The 19,895-nt window shown below is 70.7% G+C and carries 19 protein-coding genes and 3 pseudogenes; 14 read left to right on the top strand and 8 right to left on the bottom strand.

Annotation, left to right across the window (positions count from 1 at the left end; genetic code table 11):
* Nucleotides 1-51: 51 nt before the first annotated feature.
* Nucleotides 52-660 carry a hypothetical protein gene (locus ACZ60B_RS34035; RefSeq protein ID WP_469393955.1) on the top strand — a complete coding sequence of 203 codons (609 nt, stop codon included), beginning with the start codon at nt 52-54 and terminating at the stop codon, nt 658-660.
* Nucleotides 661-814: 154 nt separating this feature from the next.
* Here ACZ60B_RS34035 and ACZ60B_RS34030 read toward each other — a convergent pair whose 3' ends face one another.
* Nucleotides 815-2,254 (bottom strand): gamma-aminobutyraldehyde dehydrogenase, encoded by a 1,440-nt coding sequence (locus ACZ60B_RS34030; RefSeq protein ID WP_469393953.1) that lies wholly within the window; start codon nt 2,252-2,254, stop codon nt 815-817.
* A gap of 168 nt (nt 2,255-2,422) precedes the next feature.
* Here ACZ60B_RS34030 and ACZ60B_RS34025 point away from each other — a divergent pair, with 168 nt between their 5' ends.
* The 7 genes from ACZ60B_RS34025 (at nt 2,423) to ACZ60B_RS33995 (ending at nt 9,430) form a co-directional block, all read left to right on the top strand.
* Nucleotides 2,423-2,941: an Lrp/AsnC ligand binding domain-containing protein gene (locus ACZ60B_RS34025; protein WP_162469671.1), complete on the top strand. Its 519-nt coding sequence runs from the start codon at nt 2,423-2,425 to the stop codon at nt 2,939-2,941.
* A gap of 2 nt (nt 2,942-2,943) precedes the next feature.
* Nucleotides 2,944-4,308, top strand: coding sequence for an aspartate aminotransferase family protein (locus ACZ60B_RS34020; protein ID WP_469393951.1), 1,365 nt, complete (start codon nt 2,944-2,946; stop codon nt 4,306-4,308).
* 218 nt (nt 4,309-4,526) lie between these two features.
* Nucleotides 4,527-5,273, top strand: coding sequence for an ABC transporter ATP-binding protein (locus tag ACZ60B_RS34015; RefSeq protein WP_469393949.1), 747 nt, complete (start codon nt 4,527-4,529; stop codon nt 5,271-5,273).
* Complete coding sequence (locus ACZ60B_RS34010) at nt 5,255-6,865, top strand: hypothetical protein (RefSeq protein WP_469393947.1); 1,611 nt, start codon at nt 5,255-5,257, stop codon at nt 6,863-6,865. The genes ACZ60B_RS34015 and ACZ60B_RS34010 overlap by 19 nt, the downstream gene beginning before the upstream one ends.
* A gap of 85 nt (nt 6,866-6,950) precedes the next feature.
* Entirely contained in the window at nt 6,951-7,358 is a 408-nt protein-coding gene (locus ACZ60B_RS34005; RefSeq protein ID WP_469393945.1) for a VOC family protein, read from the top strand.
* Between the two features lie 35 nt (nt 7,359-7,393).
* The gene (locus ACZ60B_RS34000; RefSeq protein WP_469393943.1) at nt 7,394-8,560 is read left to right on the top strand and encodes an LOG family protein; all 1,167 of its coding nucleotides are present in this window, start codon (nt 7,394-7,396) and stop codon (nt 8,558-8,560) included.
* 165 nt (nt 8,561-8,725) lie between these two features.
* Entirely contained in the window at nt 8,726-9,430 is a 705-nt protein-coding gene (locus tag ACZ60B_RS33995; RefSeq protein WP_469393941.1) for an LAETG motif-containing sortase-dependent surface protein, read from the top strand.
* 133 nt (nt 9,431-9,563) lie between these two features.
* On the opposite strand, the gene ACZ60B_RS33990 is transcribed toward ACZ60B_RS33995, so the two are convergent.
* The 5 genes and pseudogenes from ACZ60B_RS33990 to ACZ60B_RS33970 all read right to left on the bottom strand — a co-directional run.
* Nucleotides 9,564-10,583 carry an ABC transporter ATP-binding protein gene (locus ACZ60B_RS33990; RefSeq protein ID WP_469393938.1) on the bottom strand — a complete coding sequence of 340 codons (1,020 nt, stop codon included), beginning with the start codon at nt 10,581-10,583 and terminating at the stop codon, nt 9,564-9,566.
* On the bottom strand, nt 10,583-12,187 hold the full coding sequence (locus ACZ60B_RS33985) for an ABC transporter permease (RefSeq protein WP_469393936.1): 1,605 nt from the start codon (nt 12,185-12,187) through the stop codon (nt 10,583-10,585). Before ACZ60B_RS33985 ends, ACZ60B_RS33990 begins: the two co-directional genes overlap by 1 nt.
* Nucleotides 12,188-12,231: 44 nt before the next feature.
* Nucleotides 12,232-13,332 carry a thiamine ABC transporter substrate-binding protein gene (locus ACZ60B_RS33980; protein ID WP_469393934.1) on the bottom strand — a complete coding sequence of 367 codons (1,101 nt, stop codon included), beginning with the start codon at nt 13,330-13,332 and terminating at the stop codon, nt 12,232-12,234.
* A 284-nt stretch (nt 13,333-13,616) separates the two neighbouring features.
* Nucleotides 13,617-14,723 carry a dual-specificity RNA methyltransferase RlmN gene (gene rlmN / locus ACZ60B_RS33975; protein WP_450661934.1) on the bottom strand — a complete coding sequence of 369 codons (1,107 nt, stop codon included), beginning with the start codon at nt 14,721-14,723 and terminating at the stop codon, nt 13,617-13,619.
* A 226-nt stretch (nt 14,724-14,949) separates the two neighbouring features.
* Nucleotides 14,950-15,114, bottom strand: a pseudogene (locus ACZ60B_RS33970) (GntR family transcriptional regulator); the annotation flags it as partial.
* Here ACZ60B_RS33970 and ACZ60B_RS33965 point away from each other — a divergent pair.
* The 5 genes and pseudogenes from ACZ60B_RS33965 to ACZ60B_RS33945 all read left to right on the top strand — a co-directional run.
* A pseudogene (locus ACZ60B_RS33965) lies at nt 15,101-15,370 on the top strand (UTRA domain-containing protein); the annotation flags it as partial. The pseudogenes ACZ60B_RS33970 and ACZ60B_RS33965 overlap by 14 nt on opposite strands.
* Nucleotides 15,367-15,669: a hypothetical protein gene (locus tag ACZ60B_RS33960; protein ID WP_469393932.1), complete on the top strand. Its 303-nt coding sequence runs from the start codon at nt 15,367-15,369 to the stop codon at nt 15,667-15,669. The pseudogene ACZ60B_RS33965 and the gene ACZ60B_RS33960, both read left to right, overlap by 4 nt.
* A 365-nt stretch (nt 15,670-16,034) precedes the next feature.
* Entirely contained in the window at nt 16,035-16,280 is a 246-nt protein-coding gene (locus tag ACZ60B_RS33955) for a hypothetical protein (RefSeq protein ID WP_469393930.1), read from the top strand.
* Nucleotides 16,281-16,701: 421 nt separating this feature from the next.
* On the top strand, nt 16,702-17,109 hold the full coding sequence (locus ACZ60B_RS33950; RefSeq protein WP_469393928.1) for a DUF6416 domain-containing protein: 408 nt from the start codon (nt 16,702-16,704) through the stop codon (nt 17,107-17,109).
* A 256-nt stretch (nt 17,110-17,365) separates the two neighbouring features.
* On the top strand, nt 17,366-17,614 hold the full coding sequence (locus tag ACZ60B_RS33945; protein ID WP_469393926.1) for a hypothetical protein: 249 nt from the start codon (nt 17,366-17,368) through the stop codon (nt 17,612-17,614).
* Between the two features lie 624 nt (nt 17,615-18,238).
* On the opposite strand, the gene ACZ60B_RS33940 is transcribed toward ACZ60B_RS33945, so the two are convergent.
* Nucleotides 18,239-18,703 carry a hypothetical protein gene (locus tag ACZ60B_RS33940; protein ID WP_469393924.1) on the bottom strand — a complete coding sequence of 155 codons (465 nt, stop codon included), beginning with the start codon at nt 18,701-18,703 and terminating at the stop codon, nt 18,239-18,241.
* Between the two features lie 571 nt (nt 18,704-19,274).
* Here ACZ60B_RS33940 and ACZ60B_RS33935 point away from each other — a divergent pair.
* The gene (locus tag ACZ60B_RS33935; RefSeq protein WP_469393922.1) at nt 19,275-19,577 is read left to right on the top strand and encodes a DUF6959 family protein; all 303 of its coding nucleotides are present in this window, start codon (nt 19,275-19,277) and stop codon (nt 19,575-19,577) included.
* 97 nt (nt 19,578-19,674) lie between these two features.
* Here the strand turns inward: ACZ60B_RS33935 and ACZ60B_RS33930 are convergent.
* Nucleotides 19,675-19,895 (bottom strand): annotated as a pseudogene (locus ACZ60B_RS33930) (transposase); the annotation flags it as partial.

Below are 19,895 nucleotides of genomic sequence, written 5' to 3'. Positions count from 1 at the left end.
GCACCGGCAGCACCGCGGCCACACCCATCCATCTCATCCCAGGAGGAACCCATGCGTGCTCCGGCACCCCGGGCACAGTTGCTCACTCTGGGCGTCGCCGTCCTGTCGGCCGCCGCCCTCTGCACGGCCACCGCGTCGGCCGCGTCCGCGGCCGGCGCCCCGACGGGCGCGAAGCTCCGTACGGCCACCGCGACCGCCACGTCCGTCGGGCACGAGCAGGGCGGGCAGACGAAGGGCGAGACGGGCCAGGGCGGCGGGACGACGGGCGGCGCGGGCCACGCCGGGGCGGGTCAGGGCGGGGTGACCGGCGGCTTCGGCGTCGCCTACCACCCCACCGCCGACGCCCCCGGCGACGTCAACGCGGCGAACAGGAAGTTCGCCGTCTGCCTGCGCCGGGCGGGCCAGAAGACCGTCCCGGACATCCACGCGTCCAAGGACGCCAAGGGCCGCGTCCTGTTGCAGGTGAGGATCGTCAACAAGGGCGGGACGTTCGACCCGACGTCCAAGCGCTTCCAGAAGGCGCTCAAGACGTGCGGTCCGATCATGGCGAAGGCGGGCGTCACCTTCCCGGCCGGCGCCGAGCTGCCGCCGCTGCCCGACCTGCCGGGCAAGCCGGGGAAGCCGGGGAAGCCCACCAAGGTCACGAGCAGTGTGATCTAGGAGTCCGGTGGGCCCACGCTCGTCACGAGCGGTGTCGACGAGCGCGTCTGACCGTCCCGTCAGGGGGAACGGCGCGGCCCCGGACGGGAGTTCCCGTCCGGGGCCGCGCGTGTCCGGCACCCGGGTGCTCAGCGGGCCGCCGGCCCGCCGTGCGTCACGCGTCCAGCGACGTCATCACGTGCTTGATGCGGGTGTAGTCGTCGAAGCCGTACCCGGAGAGGTCCTTGCCGTAGCCGGACTTCTTGAAGCCGCCGTGCGGCATCTCGGCGACCAGCGGGATGTGGGTGTTGATCCACACACAGCCGAAGTCGAGCTTCTTGGACATCCGCATGGCGCGGGAGTGGTCCTTGGTCCACACCGAGGAGGCGAGGGCGTACTCGACGCCGTTGGCCCACTCCACCGCCTGGTCCTCGTCCGTGAAGGACTGGACGGTGATGACCGGTCCGAAGACCTCGTTCTGGATGATCTCGTCGTCCTGCTTCAGGCCGGAGACGACGGTCGGGGCGTAGAAGTAGCCCTTGTCGCCGACCTGGTGGCCGCCCGCCTCGACCTTGGCGTGGGCGGGCAGGCGCTCGACGAAGCCGGAGACCTGCTTGAGCTGGTTGGGGTTGTTGAGCGGGCCGTACAGCACGTCCTCGTCGTCCGGCTGACCGGTCTTGGTCTCGGCGGCGGCCTTCGCCAGCGCGGCCACGAACTCGTCGTGGATGCCCGCCTGGACGAGGACGCGGGTGGCGGCCGTACAGTCCTGGCCGGCGTTGAAGAAGCCCGCGACGGAGATGTCCTCGACGGCCTTGGCGATGTCGGTGTCCTCGAAGACCACGACCGGCGCCTTGCCGCCCAGCTCCAGGTGGACGCGCTTGACGTCCTTGGCCGCGGACTCGGCGACGGACATGCCGGCGCGTACCGAGCCGGTGATGGAGGCCATCGCCGGGGTCGGGTGCTCGACCATCGCGCGGCCGGTCTCGCGGTCGCCGCAGACGACGTTGAAGACGCCCTTGGGCAGGATCGAGCCGAGGATGTCGGCGATCAGGACGGTGGAGGCGGGGGTGGTGTCCGAGGGCTTCAGGACGACCGTGTTGCCCGCCGCGATCGCCGGGGCGAACTTCCACACGGCCATCATCATCGGGTAGTTCCAGGGCGCGACCTGGGCGCAGACGCCGACCGGCTCGCGCCGGATGATCGAGGTCATGCCGTCCATGTACTCGCCGGCCGAGCGGCCTTCGAGCATCCGCGCGGCGCCCGCGAAGAAGCGGATCTGGTCGACCATCGGCGGGATCTCCTCGGACCGGGTGAGTCCGACGGGCTTGCCCGTGTTCTCCACCTCGGCGGCGATGAGTTCCTCGGCGCGCTCCTCGAACGCGTCCGCGATCTTCAGGAGGGCCTTCTGGCGCTCGGCGGGGGTCGTGTCGCGCCAGGCGGGGAACGCCGCCGCGGCGGCCGCCATCGCGGCGTCCACGTCCGCCGGTCCGGACAGGGGCGCGGTCGCGTACGCCTCGCCCGTCGCGGGGTTGACCACCTCGGTGGTCTGTCCGTCGGCGGCGTCCCGGAACTCACCATCGATGTAGTTGCGCAGACGACGCAGCTCGGTGCTCACTGCCGGCCTCCTGTCAGGTCGAACTGTCCAATCGCTGAGACACCCACCCTAATCCGGGAGCCCACGTTTTCAACACCCCCAAGCGGGTCATCGCTGCGAAATCCGTAGACCTGGACGTCATAGACAACGAATTTCATCGGTAAAGCCTTGCGGAACGGTCGAGACGTCGTGCAGAGTGAGGCCGTGGCCAGTCGAAGCGCAGACCAGAGGGACTCGCCCCGCGAGCCCAGGAACGGCACCCCCCACCTGGATGCCGTCTCCCTCGCGATCATCCAGCAGCTCCAGGAGGACGGCCGCCGGCCGTACGCCGCGATCGGCAAGGCCGTCGGCCTGTCCGAGGCGGCCGTGCGCCAGCGCGTCCAGAAGCTGCTGGACCAGGGCGTGATGCAGATCGTCGCCGTCACGGACCCGCTCACCGTGGGTTTCCGCAGGCAGGCGATGGTGGGTGTCAACGTCGAGGGCGACCTCGACCCCGTGGCCGAAGCGCTGACCGGCATGTCGGAAGTCGAGTACGTGGTGATGACCGCGGGCTCGTTCGACATCCTCGCGGAGATCGTCTGCGAGGACGACGACCACCTGCTGGACGTCATCAACAAACGCATCCGGGCCCTGCCCGGCGTGCGCTCCACCGAGAGCTTCGTCTACCTCAAGCTCAAGAAGCAGACCTACATGTGGGGAACCCGATAACCGTGAGCACCAAGGACCTCAGCAAGACCGCGTACGACCACCTGTGGATGCACTTCACCCGCATGTCCTCGTACGAGAACTCGCCCGTCCCCACGATCGTCCGTGGTGAGGGCACCTACATCTACGACGACAAGGGCAAGCGCTACCTCGACGGTCTCGCGGGTCTGTTCGTGGTCCAGGCCGGCCACGGCCGGACGGAGCTGGCCGAGGTGGCCGCCAAGCAGGCCGCCGAGCTGGCCTTCTTCCCCGTGTGGTCCTACGCCCACCCCAAGGCCGTCGAGCTGGCGGAGCGCCTCGCCCACCACGCGCCGGGCGACCTGAACAAGGTCTTCTTCACCACCGGCGGCGGTGAGGCGGTCGAGACCGCCTGGAAGCTCGCCAAGCAGTACTTCAAGCTCAAGGGCAAGCACACCAAGTACAAGGTCATCTCCCGCGCGGTCGCCTACCACGGCACCCCGCAGGGCGCCCTGTCCATCACCGGCCTGCCCGCCCTGAAGGCCCCCTTCGAGCCGCTGGTGCCGGGTGCGCACAAGGTCCCGAACACCAACATCTACCGCGCCCCGATCCACGGCGACGACCCCGAGGCCTTCGGCCGCTGGGCCGCCGACCAGATCGAGCAGCAGATCCTCTTCGAGGGCCCCGACACCGTCGCCGCGGTCTTCCTGGAGCCGGTGCAGAACGCGGGCGGCTGCTTCCCGCCCCCGCCCGGCTACTTCCAGCGCGTCCGCGAGATCTGCGACGAGTACGACGTGCTGCTCGTCTCGGACGAGGTCATCTGCGCCTTCGGCCGGCTCGGCACGACGTTCGCCTGTGACAAGTTCGGCTACGTCCCGGACATGATCACCTGCGCCAAGGGCATGACCTCGGGCTACTCCCCGATCGGCGCGTGCATCGTCTCCGACCGGATCGCCGAGCCGTTCTACAAGGGCGACAACACCTTCCTGCACGGCTACACCTTCGGCGGCCACCCGGTGTCCGCGGCCGTGGGTCTGGCCAACCTCGACCTGTTCGAGCGCGAGGGCCTCAACCAGCACGTGCTCGACAACGAGGGCAACTTCCTCAAGACCCTCCAGAAGCTGCACGACCTGCCGATCGTCGGCGACGTCCGCGGCAACGGCTTCTTCTACGGCATCGAGCTGGTCAAGGACAAGGCGACGAAGGAGTCCTTCAACGCCGAGGAGACCGAGCGCGTCCTGTACGGCTTCCTGTCGAAGGCCCTGTTCGAGAACGGCCTGTACTGCCGTGCCGACGACCGCGGCGACCCGGTCATCCAGCTCGCCCCGCCGCTGATCTCCAACCAGGAGACCTTCGACGAGATCGAGCAGATCCTGCGCGCGACCCTGACCGAGGCGTGGACCAAGCTCTGATCCCTCGCGTCTGACCCCTCGCGTCGATCGTCCCCAGGGATGATCGGCACCGGCCCCGGTATCGACCGTTCGAGTGAGAAACGGCGACCCGGGGCCGCGTGCTGTCCGGCCTCCCGTCGTCGCCTGCCTAGCGTGCCAGTGACCGATCGGCCCTGCCTTCGTTCCCCCGGACGGGGGATCGGGACGGGAATTACGGATCTGAACCGAGGTGTACGCCCATGGAGGCCCCGCCGGACAACGACGTGCTCTGGGCACGCTCCCTGCACTTCACCCACGACGACGGCTCGCCCGCGCTCGCCGGGGTCTCGCTCGGCGTCCGGGAGGGCGAGATCCTCGCCGTCAGCGGCCCGCGCGGCAGCGGCAAGACCACCCTGCTGCGCTGTCTGTCCGGGCTGGTGCGGGCGCGGCGCGGCGAGGTCTGGTTCAACAGCGTCCCCGTGCACACCATGGGCCCCGTCTCCCGGGAACGTCTGCGCCGGGACCGCTTCGGCTGGATCGACCCGGCCCCGGCGCTCGTGCCCGAGCTGAACGTCTGGGAGAACGCGGCGCTGCCCCTGATGCTGCGCGGCACCAGCCGCCGCCGGGCCAAGGTGGCCGCGCTGGAGTGGCTGGAGCGGCTCGACATCGGCGACATCGCCCGCAGGCGCCCGCACCAACTGCGCCAGTCCGAACGCCAGCGGGTCTCGATCGCCCGAGCCCTCGCGCCCGCCCCGACGGTCCTGTTCGCGGACGAGCCGACGGCCCCCCTGCACCGCGCCGACCGCGCCCACGTCCTGCGCACCCTCACCACGGCGGCCCGCTCGCACGGCATCACGGTCGTCCTCGCCACGCACGACCCGGAGACCGCGGCCCTGGCCGACCGCAAGGTGTCCCTGCTCGACGGGCGGCGCGTGCACACCCTGCACCTGCCGCCGGTCACCGAGGCCGAGACGGAAGGCCGGGCCGCGTGCTCGCTCTCCGCCTGAGCCGCCTCGCCCACCCGGCCGTCCAGCTGCGCCGTCTGCTGGTGGCGGCCGCCTCGGCCGGCACCGGCTTCCTGCTGCTGGGCAGCCTCGGCTACGCGATGGGCCACCCGGACACCCCCGCCGACACGCTCCTGCTGCGCCTGGCCTGGTGCGCGGTGCCGCTGGCCGCCACGGTCCAGCTCGCGGTGGCCGTCGCCCGCACCGACCCGGCCACCAGGCCGCGGTCCGGCCTCGCGGCGATCGGGCTCGGACCGGCCCGGCTGATGGCGATCTCGGCGACGACGACGGCGCTGTCCTGCGCCCTCGGCTCGGTGGTGGCCCTGTTCTTCTTCCTCCACCTGCGCGGCGATCTCTCGGGCATGCCGTTCGACGGCGCGGCGGCACAGTTCCTGGCGGCCGACACGCCGCTCCCCCTGGCGGGCGCCCTGACCCTGCTGGCCGTGCTGCCCGCCGTCGCCTCGGCGGCCGCGGCCCTCGCGCTGCGCCCGCGCGAGCCGCGGCGCCTCCCGGCCCGCACGTCGACCGGGGGGTTCGGCCGCTTCGGCGCGTCCGGCCGGACGGATGCGCGCGAGACGTTCGGGACCTACGCCAGATTCGGCGCCCGGCTGCGGACGACCGCGTCCGGCACCTCCGCCTCCGCGGGGGGCACGGGTGCGGACGGGGACCCGGGGCCCGGACAGGTTCCGGTCCTCCAGCCGCGCCGGTCCGCGGGCGGCCACGCCGCCGGGGCGGTACGGCCGGGTCCGCACGGCACGGCGACACTGCCCGACGGTACGGACGGCCTCTGGTCCACGGCGGACGACGCCCCGTCCGCCCGGGCCACGACGAACGGCAGCCCGCAGGCCCCGGCGGCCTCCGACGGCACCGCGCACGCCGCCGCGGCCGAGGGCGCCTCCCCGGCCGCCGAGGCACCGGAGGAGGACGGCACCCGGCACCCCGCGGACCACCCGTCCGACCCCGACCCGCAGCGCCCCCCGGCCACCCGCCCGGCCCCCGGCGCGCTGCCCTGGGGCGTGGCCGTCCTCGCCGTCGGCCTGGCCGTGGAGGCCTACGCGAGCCGGTCCACCGCCGCCGGGCCACGGCTGCCCGCCGGTCTGGCCACCGGCCCCGCCGGTGTCCTGGCCGGCTGGCTGCTCACCGCCCTCGGTCTCGCCCTGGCCGGCCCCGGCCTCACCCACCTGTGCGGGGTGCTGCTCCAGGCGGGCCGGCCCGGCGCCCTGCGGCTGCTGGCGGGCCGGGTCCTGATGGCCGAGGCCGCCCGTATCGGCCGGCCGCTCGGCGTGGTCTGCGCCGTGCTGTCGGCGACGTACGCCGCCGCGACGCTGAGCGACCCCGGCGGTGCGTCCTTCGGCCCGCTCACCACCCTGGGCGCCGTGCTGGTGCTGGGCTGCACGGTGGCGACGCTGCTCACCGCGGCCGTCGAGGCCAGGCAGGTCCGCTCCGACACCACCGCCGCCCTGCTGCGCCTGGGCGCCCCGAGCACCATGCTGCGCAGCGCGGCCGCGCTGCGGGCCGGCGCGCTCGTGGCCCTGTTCGGCCCGCTCACCCTGATCGTGGCGGAGCTGGCGGCGCTGCCGCTGGCCCACCGATGAGTTTCACCGCGGTCCCCGGTCTGTACATCGCATCTCGACGAAAGCCCGACGCACGAATCGACCGACACCTCAGGGGAGACCCCGCATGTACCAGCAGATGATCTTCGTGAACCTGCCCGTGAACGACCTCGACGCCTCGAAGAAGTTCTTCACCGACCTGGGCTACACCATCAACCCGCAGTTCAGCGACGAGAACGCGGCGTCCGTGGTGATCAGCGACACCATCGTGGCGATGCTGCTGACGAAGTCGTTCTACGGCACGTTCACCGACAAGGAGATCGCGGACGCCAAGAAGACCAGCGAGGTGCTGGTGGCCCTGAGCGCCCCGAGCCGCGAGAAGGTCGACGAACTGGTCGAGCGGGCCCTGGCGGCGGGCGGCCTGCTCAGCGGCCGGACGCAGGACCTCGGTTTCATGTACGGCCGCGCCTTCGACGACCTCGACGGGCACACCTGGGAAATCATCTGGATGGACCCGGCGGCCGTCCAGGGCTGACCGCCCCGGCCGAACGGCCCTCCTAGCATGGGCGGGTGAATCCGACACCCGCCCTGCCGGGCCGGCCCGTCGAGGGCCTTCGCGACCTCGAGATAGAGACCCTGGACGAGTTCGACGAGGTCCTCGCCGCCCTCGACGCCCCGCCCCCGCCCCGCACTCCCGGCGCCGCCGGGACCGAAGGACCCCATCTGCGCGTCCAGGCCGTCGACCTGACGGGCCGTACGGACGTCCTCCTCGCCCTGGACGCCGCCGGCGCCGTCTTCCTCGGCTGCCCGATGGCCCCGGAGGCGGCCGCGCACCTGCGCGCCTCGGGCGCCCTGGTGTTCCCGCCCGTGCCGGGCCTGCCCTTCGACCCGTACCGCGGCTTCGTCTACACGCCCGACGAGCTGTTCGCCGCCCTCGAACAGGGCTACGAGGCGACACCGGACGCCCTGACCTACGGCTGGTTCCGGCGCACGAAGGCGAACGGCGACATCTTCGCCTCCATGCTGCGCTCGATCCACGACGACGCCGTCTCCGACGCTCTCGACGAACTCCTCGTCGGCAAGCGGGTGGTGGGCGTCATGGGCGGGCACGCCATGGCACGCGGCACCGAGGAGTACGCGGGCGCCGCCCGGCTCGGCCGGGAACTGGCCCGCGCGGGGTTCACGGTGGCCACCGGCGGCGGCCCCGGCGCGATGGAGGCCGCCAACCTCGGCGCGTACGCCGCCCCGTTCGACGACGGGATGCTGGCGGAGGCGCTCCGGATCCTCGCCAAGGCGCCCTCGTTCAGGCCGTCCGTCGGCGACTGGGCCGCGGCCGCCTTCGAGGTGCGCGAGCGCTGGCCGGACGGCGGGGCCTCGGTCGGCGTCCCGACCTGGTTCTACGGCCACGAGCCGCCCAACGCCTTCGCCTCGCACATCGCCAAGTACTTCGCCAACGCCCTGCGCGAGGACGGACTGCTGGCCCGCTCCACCGCGGGCGTGGTGTTCCTGCCGGGCGCCGCCGGGACCGTACAGGAGATCTTCGACAACGCGACGCCCAACCATTACGAGTCCCGCGGCGAGCCCACCCCGATGGTGCTCGTGAACCGCAAGCACTGGACGGAGGAACTGCCCGCGTGGCCACTCCTCCAGGCGCTCGCACGGGGGCGCTCAATGGAGGCCCGAATAGCCCTGGTTGACCGGATCGAGCAGGCCCCTGACGTGCTGAAACATCTTTGACGGCAACGAATGGGTAAAGTCGACGGCGCGGGGGCGCATATGCATTGACACTGCTTACGCGACACTTATAGACCTGTGATTCTCCTGGGAGTTCTGAGACTGTCCCGGGACTCACCTCATCTCCGCCACAGCCCCCCGCAGTTGTGCATCCCCCGAAGGGCAAACGTGTCCATATCTCGTCGCACCGCACGTCGTTCCGTGCGCATCCTCGGCGTCACCGCCGCCTCTGCAGCCCTCGCGCTCGGTGCCGCGGGCAACGCCCTCGCCTGCAACATCTCCGAGTTCACAGAGGCCAAGGCCACCTGCGAAGGCGGCCATGGCGTCATCAGCGTGCTCGACAAGGACTCCTCCAGCACCCTGCCCACTGTCTCCGTGTTCCTCGAGAACAACGGCGCGGACGCGCAGAAGGTCGGCGAGCAGCAGGACGTCAAGGGCTCCAAGGAAGGCGTCGTCGTCTCCTTCCCGGTGGACTGGCAGCCGAACGCCACCTACCGCATCCTCGTCATGGCCGGCACCAAGAAGATCGGTGAGAGGCTCGTGACCACCCCGGCCGAGGCCTGCAAGGCCGAGGACACCTCGACGCCGTCGGCCCCGTCGACCCCGTCGTCCCCGGCCGAGTCGACGACCGCCCCGGCCGACGACGAGTCCGACAGCGCGTCCCCGGCCCCGTCCGCGACCGAGTCGGAGACCGCCGCTGCCGCCCAGGGCAACGCTCCGTCCGCCGCCGAGGTCGGTGAGTCCAACCTCGCCGAGACCGGTGCGAACTCCAACACCGGCATGATCGCCGGCATCGCGGGCGCCCTCGTGGTCGTCGGTGGCGGTGCCGTGTTCTTCGGCATGCGCCGCCGTGGGGCGAGCAGCAAGAGCTGACCCCCGCGACACGTACACACCAGTGGCCCGTCCCGCACCGGGGCGGGCCACCGGCATGTCGGCCGGACCTCGGCCGTGCCGACCGGGAGCGGACCGGAACCGGAGCCGGGACCCGTGCCGTGAGGGCGGTCCGTCAGTCGAGCACCACGACGTCCGATGAGTCGAACCGCACTCCGACCGTGTCCCCGGTCTCCGGTGCCGTCCGCAGTGCGCAGGCCGCCTCCAGGCGGGGCGCGCCAGGGGGCTGGAGATGCACGGCGACATGGGTGCCCTTGAAGGTGCGGGCGGTCACCGTGCAGGGCAGGCCCTCGTCCGCCGGCACCAGCCGTACGCCGGCCGGGCGCACGAGCAGCGTGCGCGCCCCCTGCGGGGCGCCCTCACCCACCTCGACCTTGCCCCAGGGGGTGTCCGCGGCCTCCCCGGCGACGGTCGCCTCCACCACGTTGTCGAAGCCGAGGAAGCGTGCCACGAACGCGTCCGCGGGCCGCTGCCACACCTCCAGCGGGGTACCGGACTGGGCGATCCGCCCGTCCCGCATCACCACGACCCGGTCGGCCAGCGCGAACGCCTCGCTCTGGTCGTGGGTGACCGCCAGCACCGTCGTGCCCAACCGGCCGAACAACTGACGCAGTTCGACCACCAGCCGCTCGCGCAGCGACCGGTCGAGCTGGCCCAGCGGCTCGTCCAGCATCAGCAGCCGCGGCCGGGGCGCGAGCGCCCGGGCGAGCGCGACCCGCTGCTGCTCGCCGCCCGACAGCGCGGCGACCGCCCGGCGCGCGGCCCCCGGCAGTCCGACCAGGTCGAGCAGCTCCCCCACCCGGGCGCCCTGCTCGGCCCGCGACGCGCCGCGCATGCGCAGTCCGAACGCCACGTTGCCGCCCACGTCCCGCTGCGGGAAGAGCTGGTGGTCCTGGAACATCAGGCCCACCTCCCGCCGGTGCGCGGGCACCCCCGTCTGGTCCCGCCCGTCCAGCACCACCCGTCCGCCGTCCAGGGGTTGCAGCCCGGCCACCGCCCGCAGCAGCGTCGACTTGCCGCTGCCGCTCGGACCGAGCACACACACGACCTGGTGCTCGGCGACGTCCAGGTCGACGGCGTCGAGCACGGCCCGGCCGCCGAACCGCACGGTCGTCCCCGCGAGAGACAGCAACATCAGAACTCCCCCGTCCGATCCGCGCTCCGCAGCCCCTCCAGCATCAGCAGGGACACCGCGCACACCACCATCAGAATCGTCGAAAGGGCCATCGCCTGGCCGTAGTTGAGCTCACCGGCGCGGCCCAGCAGCTTGGCCACCGCGACCGGCAGGGTCGGGTTGTCGGGCCGCGCGATGAACACCGTCGCCCCGAACTCGCCCAGCGACACGGCGAAGGCGAACCCGGCCGCGATCAGCAGCGCCCGCCGCACCAGCGGCAGGTCGACCTCGCGCCAGACCCGCCACGGCGACGCCCCGAGCACCGCCGCCGCCTCCCGCAGCCGCCCGTCCACCGCCCGCAGCACGGGCAGCATGGTCCGTACGACGAAGGGGACACCCACCAGGGCCTGCGCGAGCGGTACCAGGATCCAGGAGGCCCGCAGGTCCAGCGGCGGCTCGTCGAGCGCGATCAGGAAACCGAAGCCGACCGTCACCGCGGACACCCCGAGCGGCAGCATCAGCAGCGCGTCGAAGCCGCGTACGAACCGCCCGGTGTCCCGCCGGGTGAGGGCCGCCGCGGCGAGCCCGCCGATCAGCACCGCGATGGCGGTGGCGGCGAGCGCGTACGTCAGGGAGTTGCCGACGGCGTCGATCGGCGGCACCAGGAAGACCCCCGAGTCGGCCGAGGTCAGCGCCCGGTAATAACCGAAGTCGGGCGCGTCCAGGGACCGCTGCACGAGGACCGCCAGCGGCAGCAGGATCAGTACGGCGACCGTGCCGAGGACACCGGCCAGCAGCGTCCACTGCCCGGCCCCGCGCGGCCGTCGCGCCGTCCGGGCCGCGTCCACCAGCCGCAGCGCGCTCTCCGAGCGCCGTACGGTCCGGGCGTGCACGGCGAGGATCGCGCCCACCGCCGCGAACTGGACCAGGGTCAGCACGGCGGCCGTGGCCAGGTCGAAGATCTCGGAGGTCTGCCGGTAGATCTCGACCTCGAGGGTGGAGAAGGTGGGGCCGCCCAGGATCTGCACCACGCCGAAGGAGGTGAAGGTGAAGAGGAAGACCATGAGGGTGGCGGCGGCCACGGCGGGCCCGAGCGCCGGCAGCGTGACGGTGCGCCAGGCCCGCAGCCGGGAGGCGCCCAGCATCCTCGCCGCCTCCTCCTGCCGCGGGTCCAGCTGCGCCCACAGGCCGCCGACCGTGCGGACGACGACCGCGTAGTTGAAGAAGACGTGCGCGAGCAGGATCGCCCACACGGTGGTGTCCAGCCGTACGCCCCACAGCTCGTCGAGCAGCCCGCCGCGCCCGACCAGTGCCAGGAACGCCGTACCGACGACGACCGTGGGCAGCACGAACGGCACGGTCACCACCGCCCGCAACACCCGCTTGCCCGGGAAGTCGAGCCGGGCGAAGACGTACGCCCCCGGGAGCGCGACGAGCAGGGTGAGCGCGGTGGAGGCGAGCGCCTGCCACACGGTGAACCAGAGCACGTGCCGGATGTCGGACTGCGCGAGCACGTCCGCGATCCGCCCGAGGTGCCAGGCGCCGTCGGACTTCAGCCCGCGGGCCGTGATCGCGGCGACGGGCCAGGCGAAGAACACGCCGAAGAACGCGACGGGCAGGGCCATGAGCCCGAACCGCGCCGCGTTCCCCTTCCGGCTCCCGCGGGGGGCTACTTCAGTACGAGCGAGGTCCACGACCTGACCCACTGGTCACGGTTGGCGGCGATCTTCTCCGGGGCCACGGTCTCGGGGTCCTTGGCCGCGGGACCGTACGCGGTGAACTCGGCGGGCACCTTCGCGCCGGTGACCACGGGGTAGACGAACATGTTCAGGGGCATGTCCTCCTGGAACTCCCTGGAGACCAGGAAGTCGATGAGCGCCTTGCCGCCCTCGGCGTTCTTCGCGTTGCCCAGCAGCCCGGCGAACTCGATCTGCCGGAAGCAGGTGTCCGCGACCACTCCGGTGGGCGCGGTGGTGGGCCGGGGATCGGCGTAGATCACCTCGGCGGGCGGCGAGGAGGCGTACGACACGACGAGCGGCCGGTCGCCCTTGGCCTTCTTGCCGCCGGCGGAACCGGAGAACTCCTCGTTGTAGGCCTGCTCCCAGCCGTCGACCACCTTCACGCCGTTGTCCTTGAGCTTCTTCCAGTAGCCCTGCCATCCGGAGGTGTCGCCGTCGCCGTACTTCGCGGCGGTGCCGAGCAGGAAGCCCAGGCCCGGCGAGGAGGTGGCGGCGTTCTCGGTGACGAGAAGGTTCTTGTAGGCGGGCTCGGCCAGGTCGTCGAAGGAGGCCGGCGGGGTCAGCTTGTGCGCGCTGAACCAGGCCTTGTCGTAGTTGACGCAGATGTCGCCGTAGTCGATCGGCGTGACCCGGTGCTCGCCCTGGTCGAGCTGGTAGGCGGCGCCGACCTGGTCCAGCCCCTTGGCCCGGTACGACTGGAACAGGCCGTTGTCGAGGGCCCGGGACAGCAGCGTGTTGTCGACGCCGAAGAAGACGTCCCCCTGCGGGTTGTCCTTGGTGAGGATGGCCTTGTTGACGGCCTGGCCGGCGTCCCCGTCCTCCAGGACCTTGACCTTGTACCCGGACTGCTTCTCGAAGTCCGCGAGCACGTTCTTGGAGACGGCCCACGAGTCGTGGCTGACGAGGGTGACGGTCTTGGAGCCGCCGGAACCACCGGAACCCGCGCCGCCCTTGTCGCCGGACGAGCCGCAGGCGGACAGCGTGACCAGCCCGAGGCCGATCGCCGCGGCGACGAACGTCTTGGTGTGCACTTGATTTCCTCCTGGGGGTGACCAGGAAGAGACGCGGCCCTGCCCGGGACCGTCGGACGGATCCGCCGGCTCCCGGGCAGGGCGCAACAGCTCGAGTGAAGACCGAACTTCCTACCCAGAATGACCTGGGCGAGGTTCAGAGGGTCTGCGGCCCGATTGCCGCACTCTCAGCGCTGTGGCGCTCCCCTGTCGGAATATGAAGATGTGTACGGCGTCAGCCTACCGTCCGCCGAATCGCCACCCTACGACTACCGCCCGGTACGGACGGCAACCGCCGGATGGGATCAGCGCTCCGTGGCGGCCAGCTGCCCGCACGCCCCGTCGATCTCCTGACCGCGGGTGTCCCGGACCGTGACGGGCACGCCGTGGGCCGCGATGGCCTCGACGAACGCCTTCTCGTCCTCGGGCCGCGAGGCGGTCCACTTGGAGCCGGGCGTCGGGTTCAGCGGGATGAGGTTGACATGCACGGGCTTGCCCCGCAGCAGGCGTCCCAGCCGGTCACCGCGCCAGGCCTGGTCGTTGATGTCCCGGATCAGCGCGTACTCGATGGACAGCCGACGGCCGGACTTCTCGACGTACTCGAAGCCGGCGTCGAGGACCTCGCGCACCTTCCACCGCGTGTTCACGGGGACCAGGGTGTCGCGCAGCTCGTCGTCGGGCGCGTGCAGGGAGATCGCCAGACGGCACTTGAAGCCCTCGTCGGCGAACCGGTGGATGGCGGGCACGAGACCGACGGTCGACACGGTGATACCGCGCTGCGACAGCCCGAGCCCGTCCGGCGCGGGATCGGTGAGCGCCCGGATGGCTCCGACCACCCGCTTGTAGTTGGCGAGCGGCTCGCCCATGCCCATGAAGACGATGTTGGACAGCCGGGCCGGTCCGCCGGGCACCTCACCGTCCCGCAGGGCCCGCATCCCGTCCACGATCTGGTGCACGATCTCGGCGGTCGACAGGTTCCGGTCCAGTCCGGCCTGACCGGTCGCGCAGAACGGGCAGTTCATCCCGCAGCCCGCCTGCGAGCTGATGCACATGGTCACCCGGTCCGGGTAGCGCATGAGCACGGACTCGACGAGCGTCCCGTCGAACAGCCGCCACAGCGTCTTGCGCGTGGTGCCCGCGTCGGTGGACAGATGCCGCACGACCGTCATCAGCTCGGGAAGCAGCGCCTCCTGGAGCTTGCCGCGCGAGCCGGCGGGGATGTCGGTCCACTCCGCCGGGTCGTGCGCGTACCGCGCGAAGTAGTGCTGCGAGAGCTGCTTGGCACGAAACGGCTTCTCCCCGATCTCGGCCACGGCGTCCTTGCGCTCGGCGGGCGTGAGATCGGCAAGATGCCGCGGCGGCTTCTTGGCTCCACGGGGGGCGACGAAAGTGAGTTCTCCGGGTGCAGGCATAACACGTCCAGTGTGGCAGATCATCCGAGGGTCCCCAGGCCAGAGCGGGGTGGGGGTGGTCACCCCTGAGCGTCCTCTGTCAGCTTCCGTCGACCTCCCACGGCCCAGGGACGGCCCAGGAATGATCTTGGGCGAGGCCTCTGACCGGCCACGAACGGCAGCAGGGAAGAGTCGAGGGCGGCCGCGGGTGTTGATGCCCCGCGACCGCCCCCGCCTCCACCGACGATCAACGATTGATCGGAATCTCGTAGACGATCTCGCAGTGAGCGACGGGCACGACGATGTCCGCCGTCTCGACGGGCCGTCCGTCGTCGCTGTAGTACGTCCGCCGGATGTGCGTGACCAGCGCGGCCTTCTGGATGCCGAGCAACGACGCATCCGCAGACCGGGCCCCGATCACAAGATTCGCTGTCCTCACCGTCTCGTCGGCTGCTGTCCGGGAGACGGTCTGCGCCCGCCCACCGACACCGGAGGAGGCATCGACCCTCCGGATCGCCTCCGCCGCGCCGGTCCTCGCGATCACACGAGTCGCGACCGCCGCCACCGGCCGGGTCGTCGAAGCCGCACTCCTGGCCTTCCCGGGGGACCGCATCGACGCGGTCTTCACCACCCACCACGTGCTTGACGAGAGGCAGACGCAAGGGTGACGCCCCGAAACGAACTGCGCCTCCTCCCGTGGTCGGGCCCGGAGGGCAAGCCCTGCTACCTGAGCACCGACGACCGGGACGGCTGCATGTCCCGCCTGGCGGACAACATCGAGTCGGTCCAACTCGGCACGGCGAACGAGTTGCTGGCACACGCCCACGAGACACTCGACGACCAGAGCGAGAACCCGGAGGACATGCGACGGCTGGCGCGCGAACTGACCGGCTCTCTACGGGACATCCTGCGCGTTGCGACCATCCGCGGTGACCTCCTGGCGGTGGACGACCCGCACAACATCTGAACGACGGGGCGCGAGCGTTCACCACCCGTTACTGCCGTTCCAATCGGGGCGGGGAACCCAACCACGTGCCTGGGTTCCCCGCCCCGTCGCACCGTGCGCCCCTGGCCGACACGGCCGTGTACCGCCGCCGGACACCTTCACGGGTCAGCCGCGTGGACCTCAGCCGACGACGGTCAGCCACGACGGCGGGTGCGCCGAGCCGACCACGCACGCGTATGCCTCGTTCAGTCCCCACGGGCCTCGGCGACGCCGTCGGTGCCGTCGGTGCCGTCGGTGCCGTCGACCAGAGCAAGTCGTGACGGCCGGCCCGTGACGACAGGGCCCTCGGCGTGTTGCGGCCAAGGGGGCTCGCATACCTTCACGTCATGGACTTCAACATCACCGCGGGGGAGGAAGCCGTCGTGTTCCACGTGGCGAGCCTCGTCCAGGACGGCCTCTCCCCCACGGATGACGACTTGGCGGAGGAGCTGGGTGACGAGGTTCGCCCGGTGCTGCAAGCGCTCCTGGGCAAGGGCTGGCTTGTGGTCGACGAGGATCGTGAGCTGGCCCTGTCCACGATCGCGCGGCATGTCGTGTCCAGCCGCAGGGATGCCGAGGGGCCGCAGGCGTAGCGAGAGAGCTTGCGGCCGACCTGGTTCGTCTGTCGCTCTGCCGGCGGGGTTGCCACGATCCGTCATGTGGTGAAGCGACTGGCTGTAGCCACCACTGCCTTGTAAGGGCGGACGTAGTCGTCGGCATGTCCGTCCAGGTCACTACGGCTGTAGCCGCGTCCCGGGTGAACGGCGCATCTCGACTGCGGCGAGCCGTCGTTGACCGTGGTCGACCGCCCGATGTGGCACGGCTGTGGCACGTTCCGAATCACGGAGCGCTTGGAAGGCGCTTTGCGGTTGCGCCCCGCCCTCCTCTGGGCCTGCGGCTCTTCCGCAGCTGAGCAGGTCGCCGATGGAACTTCGACACGGATTCGACACGCGGTGTCCTGGCGGTCTGTACGGTGCGAACGACACACAAGCGACGATCTGTTGGGGGGCGGGCATGACGGAGTATCTGTCTGAGGTTGATCCGCGGTGGGCTGAGCACTCCGGCGAAGATGGGCACTACGGCGCTCCGGAATGGGGTCCGGAGGACTTGCAGCGCGCCGTAGTGTTCTTGGCTGAACTCGCGCCGCAGGCCAGGCAGGTGCTCGAGTATCTGGCGCGCAACCCTGGCCGGAGGATCCACTGCACGGAGCTGGTGGACAAGGCCCTGGGCGGGCCGAACGAGAGTGATTCGGCGCGGCGCGTGGCAGGGGTGCTGTCCGGGATGAGCAAGGGGCACAGCAACAGTGAACGGCGGCTTCCGTTCTACTGGTGGGAGGCCCCTGAGGGGCGCGCCGGCGCAACGTACGCAGTCCGCCCCTCGGTGGCAGCGGTGTTCTTGGCCGCTCAGCTCGGCGCTGCGTGATCTGCACAGCCACAACTGATCACCGGCGGCCGTGACCTGCGGCCGCCTACTCGATCAACGCCGCGACCTGCTGCCGAGCTGTCGGCACCTGTCGACGTCGGTCACCATCGAGCGCCCTTCCACGGCCCCAGGACGGCCCGGAAGGGCGCTCGCGCATGGGGAGACCCGCGGTGCGAACTGTGGGTGGGCGGTCCCTGAGGCCTGCTGGCTGGACCTTGCTGCGCTACGGCGGGCGAGCGTGAGGTACAACTACGCCATGACGACTCGACCAGCGCAGGCGATGTGGTGGGCTGAAATGGCGATCTTCCTTGCCGTAGCCGCCGCCACCTTCACTGCGCTCGTGGCCTTTCTCGGGGCCACGGTAGCCCGGGGTCGCCACGTGACGGTGGAGGGTGACGCCTCCATCGTGCTGATCGGGTTGTCCGTCGGCGTCGGCATCTTTGTGAGTGGCCGGTTCAGGGCGTGGGGACTGCGTCGGCAAGCCGTGTCCGGCACACGGTCTTGAAGACCGTCGTGGCGCGAGTCACCGCGGGTTAGAATCTCACGCCCACCCCCAGCACAAAAAGGCTGTGCCCGGCTAACTCGGTCAGGGCTCGTTCTCGTGCTTGGTGTCCACGCGGTGCCCGTGACTCCCTGCTGTTTCCCGACTGAACGGGCGCGGGAGGGGCACGTCGACTGGCGGCCTCTAGGCGTAAGCGGTCAGCAGTGCGGCAAGTAGCCCGGCAGCCGCAGCAGTAAAGACCCGCGGCTTCCTCCAGCCTGGTCCCGAAGCCTGGCGGTTCAACTCCCACGCGAACACCAGAGCTCCGCCAAGGCCCAGTGCGTCCCGCAGCAGGAAAACGGTGGTGCGCACAGGGAGCCTCCAGGAACCTTCGACGGACGGGAAGGCTATCCCTGGTGGCGATCGCATGGACGGCCAGCCCCAGTTCGGAAGATCGCGTATGCGGATGCGGTCTGATCTGGCAAGACGCCGACCTGCTGCTCCGTCGCGTCGCGACCGCAGTTCCCCCGGCGGTCCCCGCCTGGGCCCGCCGGTTCGGGCACGGGAGGGGCACGCCAGAGAAGCCTGGTGACCAGGGTGTGTACGTGTGTCGGGCCGACGTGTGCCGGGCTCCGCCTTCTCGCCCGCTCAGACCCCGTCTGATTGCTGATTTGGGCGAACGCTGCCGAGGTCACTCGTCTCGGCGGTGATGTGCGCAAGGGCGTCCTGGAGCCGGCGGACGGCATCCTCCGCCTCCGTATATTCCTCAGGACTCGGGAGGACAGTGCCGAAGGTGCCGCCATGGTCGGCTGGCAGGGCACGCCAGCGCAGGACCGGTTCGAGTGCGTTGAGAGCGCCGGAGAAAAACCATGCCAGACGGCCGTGAGTACGCGCGAGAGAGATGGCCAAGACGGCGAGAGTTTCCCGCAGGCGTTCGAGTCGCTTGATCTGCGGCAGGGCCTCCTGGACGTCCGGCGGCCCGACAGCGCCGCGCAGGCCGGCCTGGGTCTCAAGGGCGAGTGCGCGGTCGCTCGGCTCCAGTTTCCACACCTGATCTTGGATCTGGTGTTCAGCATCCTCGGCCAGCACTGCAACGATCCTGTGCATGTCCATGCAGATCATTCTAAAGAGCGGACTTAGGCGCAGATCAAACTCGGTGACCTGCGGCTGCCGCCTGCTACGACTGTCATTAGCAGGCGTCATCGGTCGCTGCTGAGCGGCGTCGGACGGCCCAGGGGCGGCCCACCATCACGGCGCCACTCCAGGGGCCGATTCCTCGGCCTCAAGCGAGTCCGGCTGCCACAACAGGTAAAGCAGTCATAAAATCTGCACGAACGGGCATAATCGGACATGAAACGGAATAAAGTAGGCGTCGCGTAGCCCAAGGGTGCATCTGGAGCAGTCCCGACGTCAGGAGAATCAATGACCTACGGAACGATGATCACTCTCGAGCCCAACCCCCGCGCCAACGCCGCTTTGGCTGCTGGCTGCGAGGTGTGCAACGGCTGGGGAAGCGTGATCACTTCTCATGGGCGGCACGAACTGTGCTGGGCCTGCCAGCCCCCCACCGAAAACGAGTGCCACGACAACAGCTGACATCAGGGGGTTCTCTTGGTGGTCCGGATGATCTCCGACCTCCTTACATCTGCCGCGACCGCTTTCCAAAACTGAGACGGGGGCTCCGATGGAGCGAGCAGAGGCTGAGCTGTTCACCGATGGCGGCAACGACGCCGTGGTGCGCCTCCCGGGGCGCAACTTCCCCGGAGTCCTGATCCAGGGGGACACCCTCAGCGCCCTCCAGGTGGACGTGGCCGAGCTCGTCGAGCTGTGCGCCGCCGGCGACCTGGAGGAGGCCCGATGGGCGGGCCCGGAGGGACGCTACCGTGCGGGGGCGGCTACCAGGGTTGCGGTACCTGGCTGCTGTACCGCACGATCCAAACGGGGTGACCATGGAACGGCATGTCCTGGAATCGCTGTTGATCGGTGATGACGAGGCGTGCGTGATAGCTCTGGCCGCCCTCCGCAGCGGCGCCCCCTACTCGGTGGAGGAGCGGGTACAACCCACTGGTGCGCATGGCGGAGTCTTCTGACGCGGCAGGCGGCGGAGCTTTCCGCGCGCCGGCTGCATGCTGGTGGGCACAGATAGAGGTCGAATCAACCGAGACGTCCCAGTCGATCCCACCGGCGGCATCGACCTGGGCCTGCACCTGCTGGAGCAGCCGTTCCCGGGTTCCGTCGGCCGACCAGCGCCGGTGGCGCTCGTAGACGGTCTTCCACGGCCCGTAGCGTTCAGGCAGGTCACGCC

This window comes from Streptomyces sp. NPDC104096 (assembly GCF_055584385.1).
This window is presented reverse-complemented; position numbering and strand designations above follow the sequence as displayed.

What these genes read in the sequence shown, in the direction of transcription:
- ACZ60B_RS34035 (WP_469393955.1), top strand. Translation starts at nt 52, where the DNA reads ATGCGTGCTCCGGCACCCCGGGCACAGTTGCTCACTCTGGGCGTCGCC.
- ACZ60B_RS34015 (WP_469393949.1), top strand. Translation starts at nt 4,527, where the DNA reads ATGGAGGCCCCGCCGGACAACGACGTGCTCTGGGCACGCTCCCTGCAC.
- ACZ60B_RS34005 (WP_469393945.1), top strand. Translation starts at nt 6,951, where the DNA reads ATGTACCAGCAGATGATCTTCGTGAACCTGCCCGTGAACGACCTCGAC.
- ACZ60B_RS33990 (WP_469393938.1), bottom strand. Translation starts at nt 10,583, where the DNA reads ATGTTGCTGTCTCTCGCGGGGACGACCGTGCGGTTCGGCGGCCGGGCC.
- ACZ60B_RS33985 (WP_469393936.1), bottom strand. Translation starts at nt 12,187, where the DNA reads ATGGCCCTGCCCGTCGCGTTCTTCGGCGTGTTCTTCGCCTGGCCCGTC.
- rlmN (WP_450661934.1), bottom strand. Translation starts at nt 14,723, where the DNA reads ATGCCTGCACCCGGAGAACTCACTTTCGTCGCCCCCCGTGGAGCCAAG.
- ACZ60B_RS33955 (WP_469393930.1), top strand. Translation starts at nt 16,035, where the DNA reads ATGGACTTCAACATCACCGCGGGGGAGGAAGCCGTCGTGTTCCACGTG.
- ACZ60B_RS33950 (WP_469393928.1), top strand. Translation starts at nt 16,702, where the DNA reads ATGACGGAGTATCTGTCTGAGGTTGATCCGCGGTGGGCTGAGCACTCC.
- ACZ60B_RS33945 (WP_469393926.1), top strand. Translation starts at nt 17,366, where the DNA reads ATGACGACTCGACCAGCGCAGGCGATGTGGTGGGCTGAAATGGCGATC.
- ACZ60B_RS33940 (WP_469393924.1), bottom strand. Translation starts at nt 18,703, where the DNA reads ATGGACATGCACAGGATCGTTGCAGTGCTGGCCGAGGATGCTGAACAC.
- ACZ60B_RS33935 (WP_469393922.1), top strand. Translation starts at nt 19,275, where the DNA reads ATGGAGCGAGCAGAGGCTGAGCTGTTCACCGATGGCGGCAACGACGCC.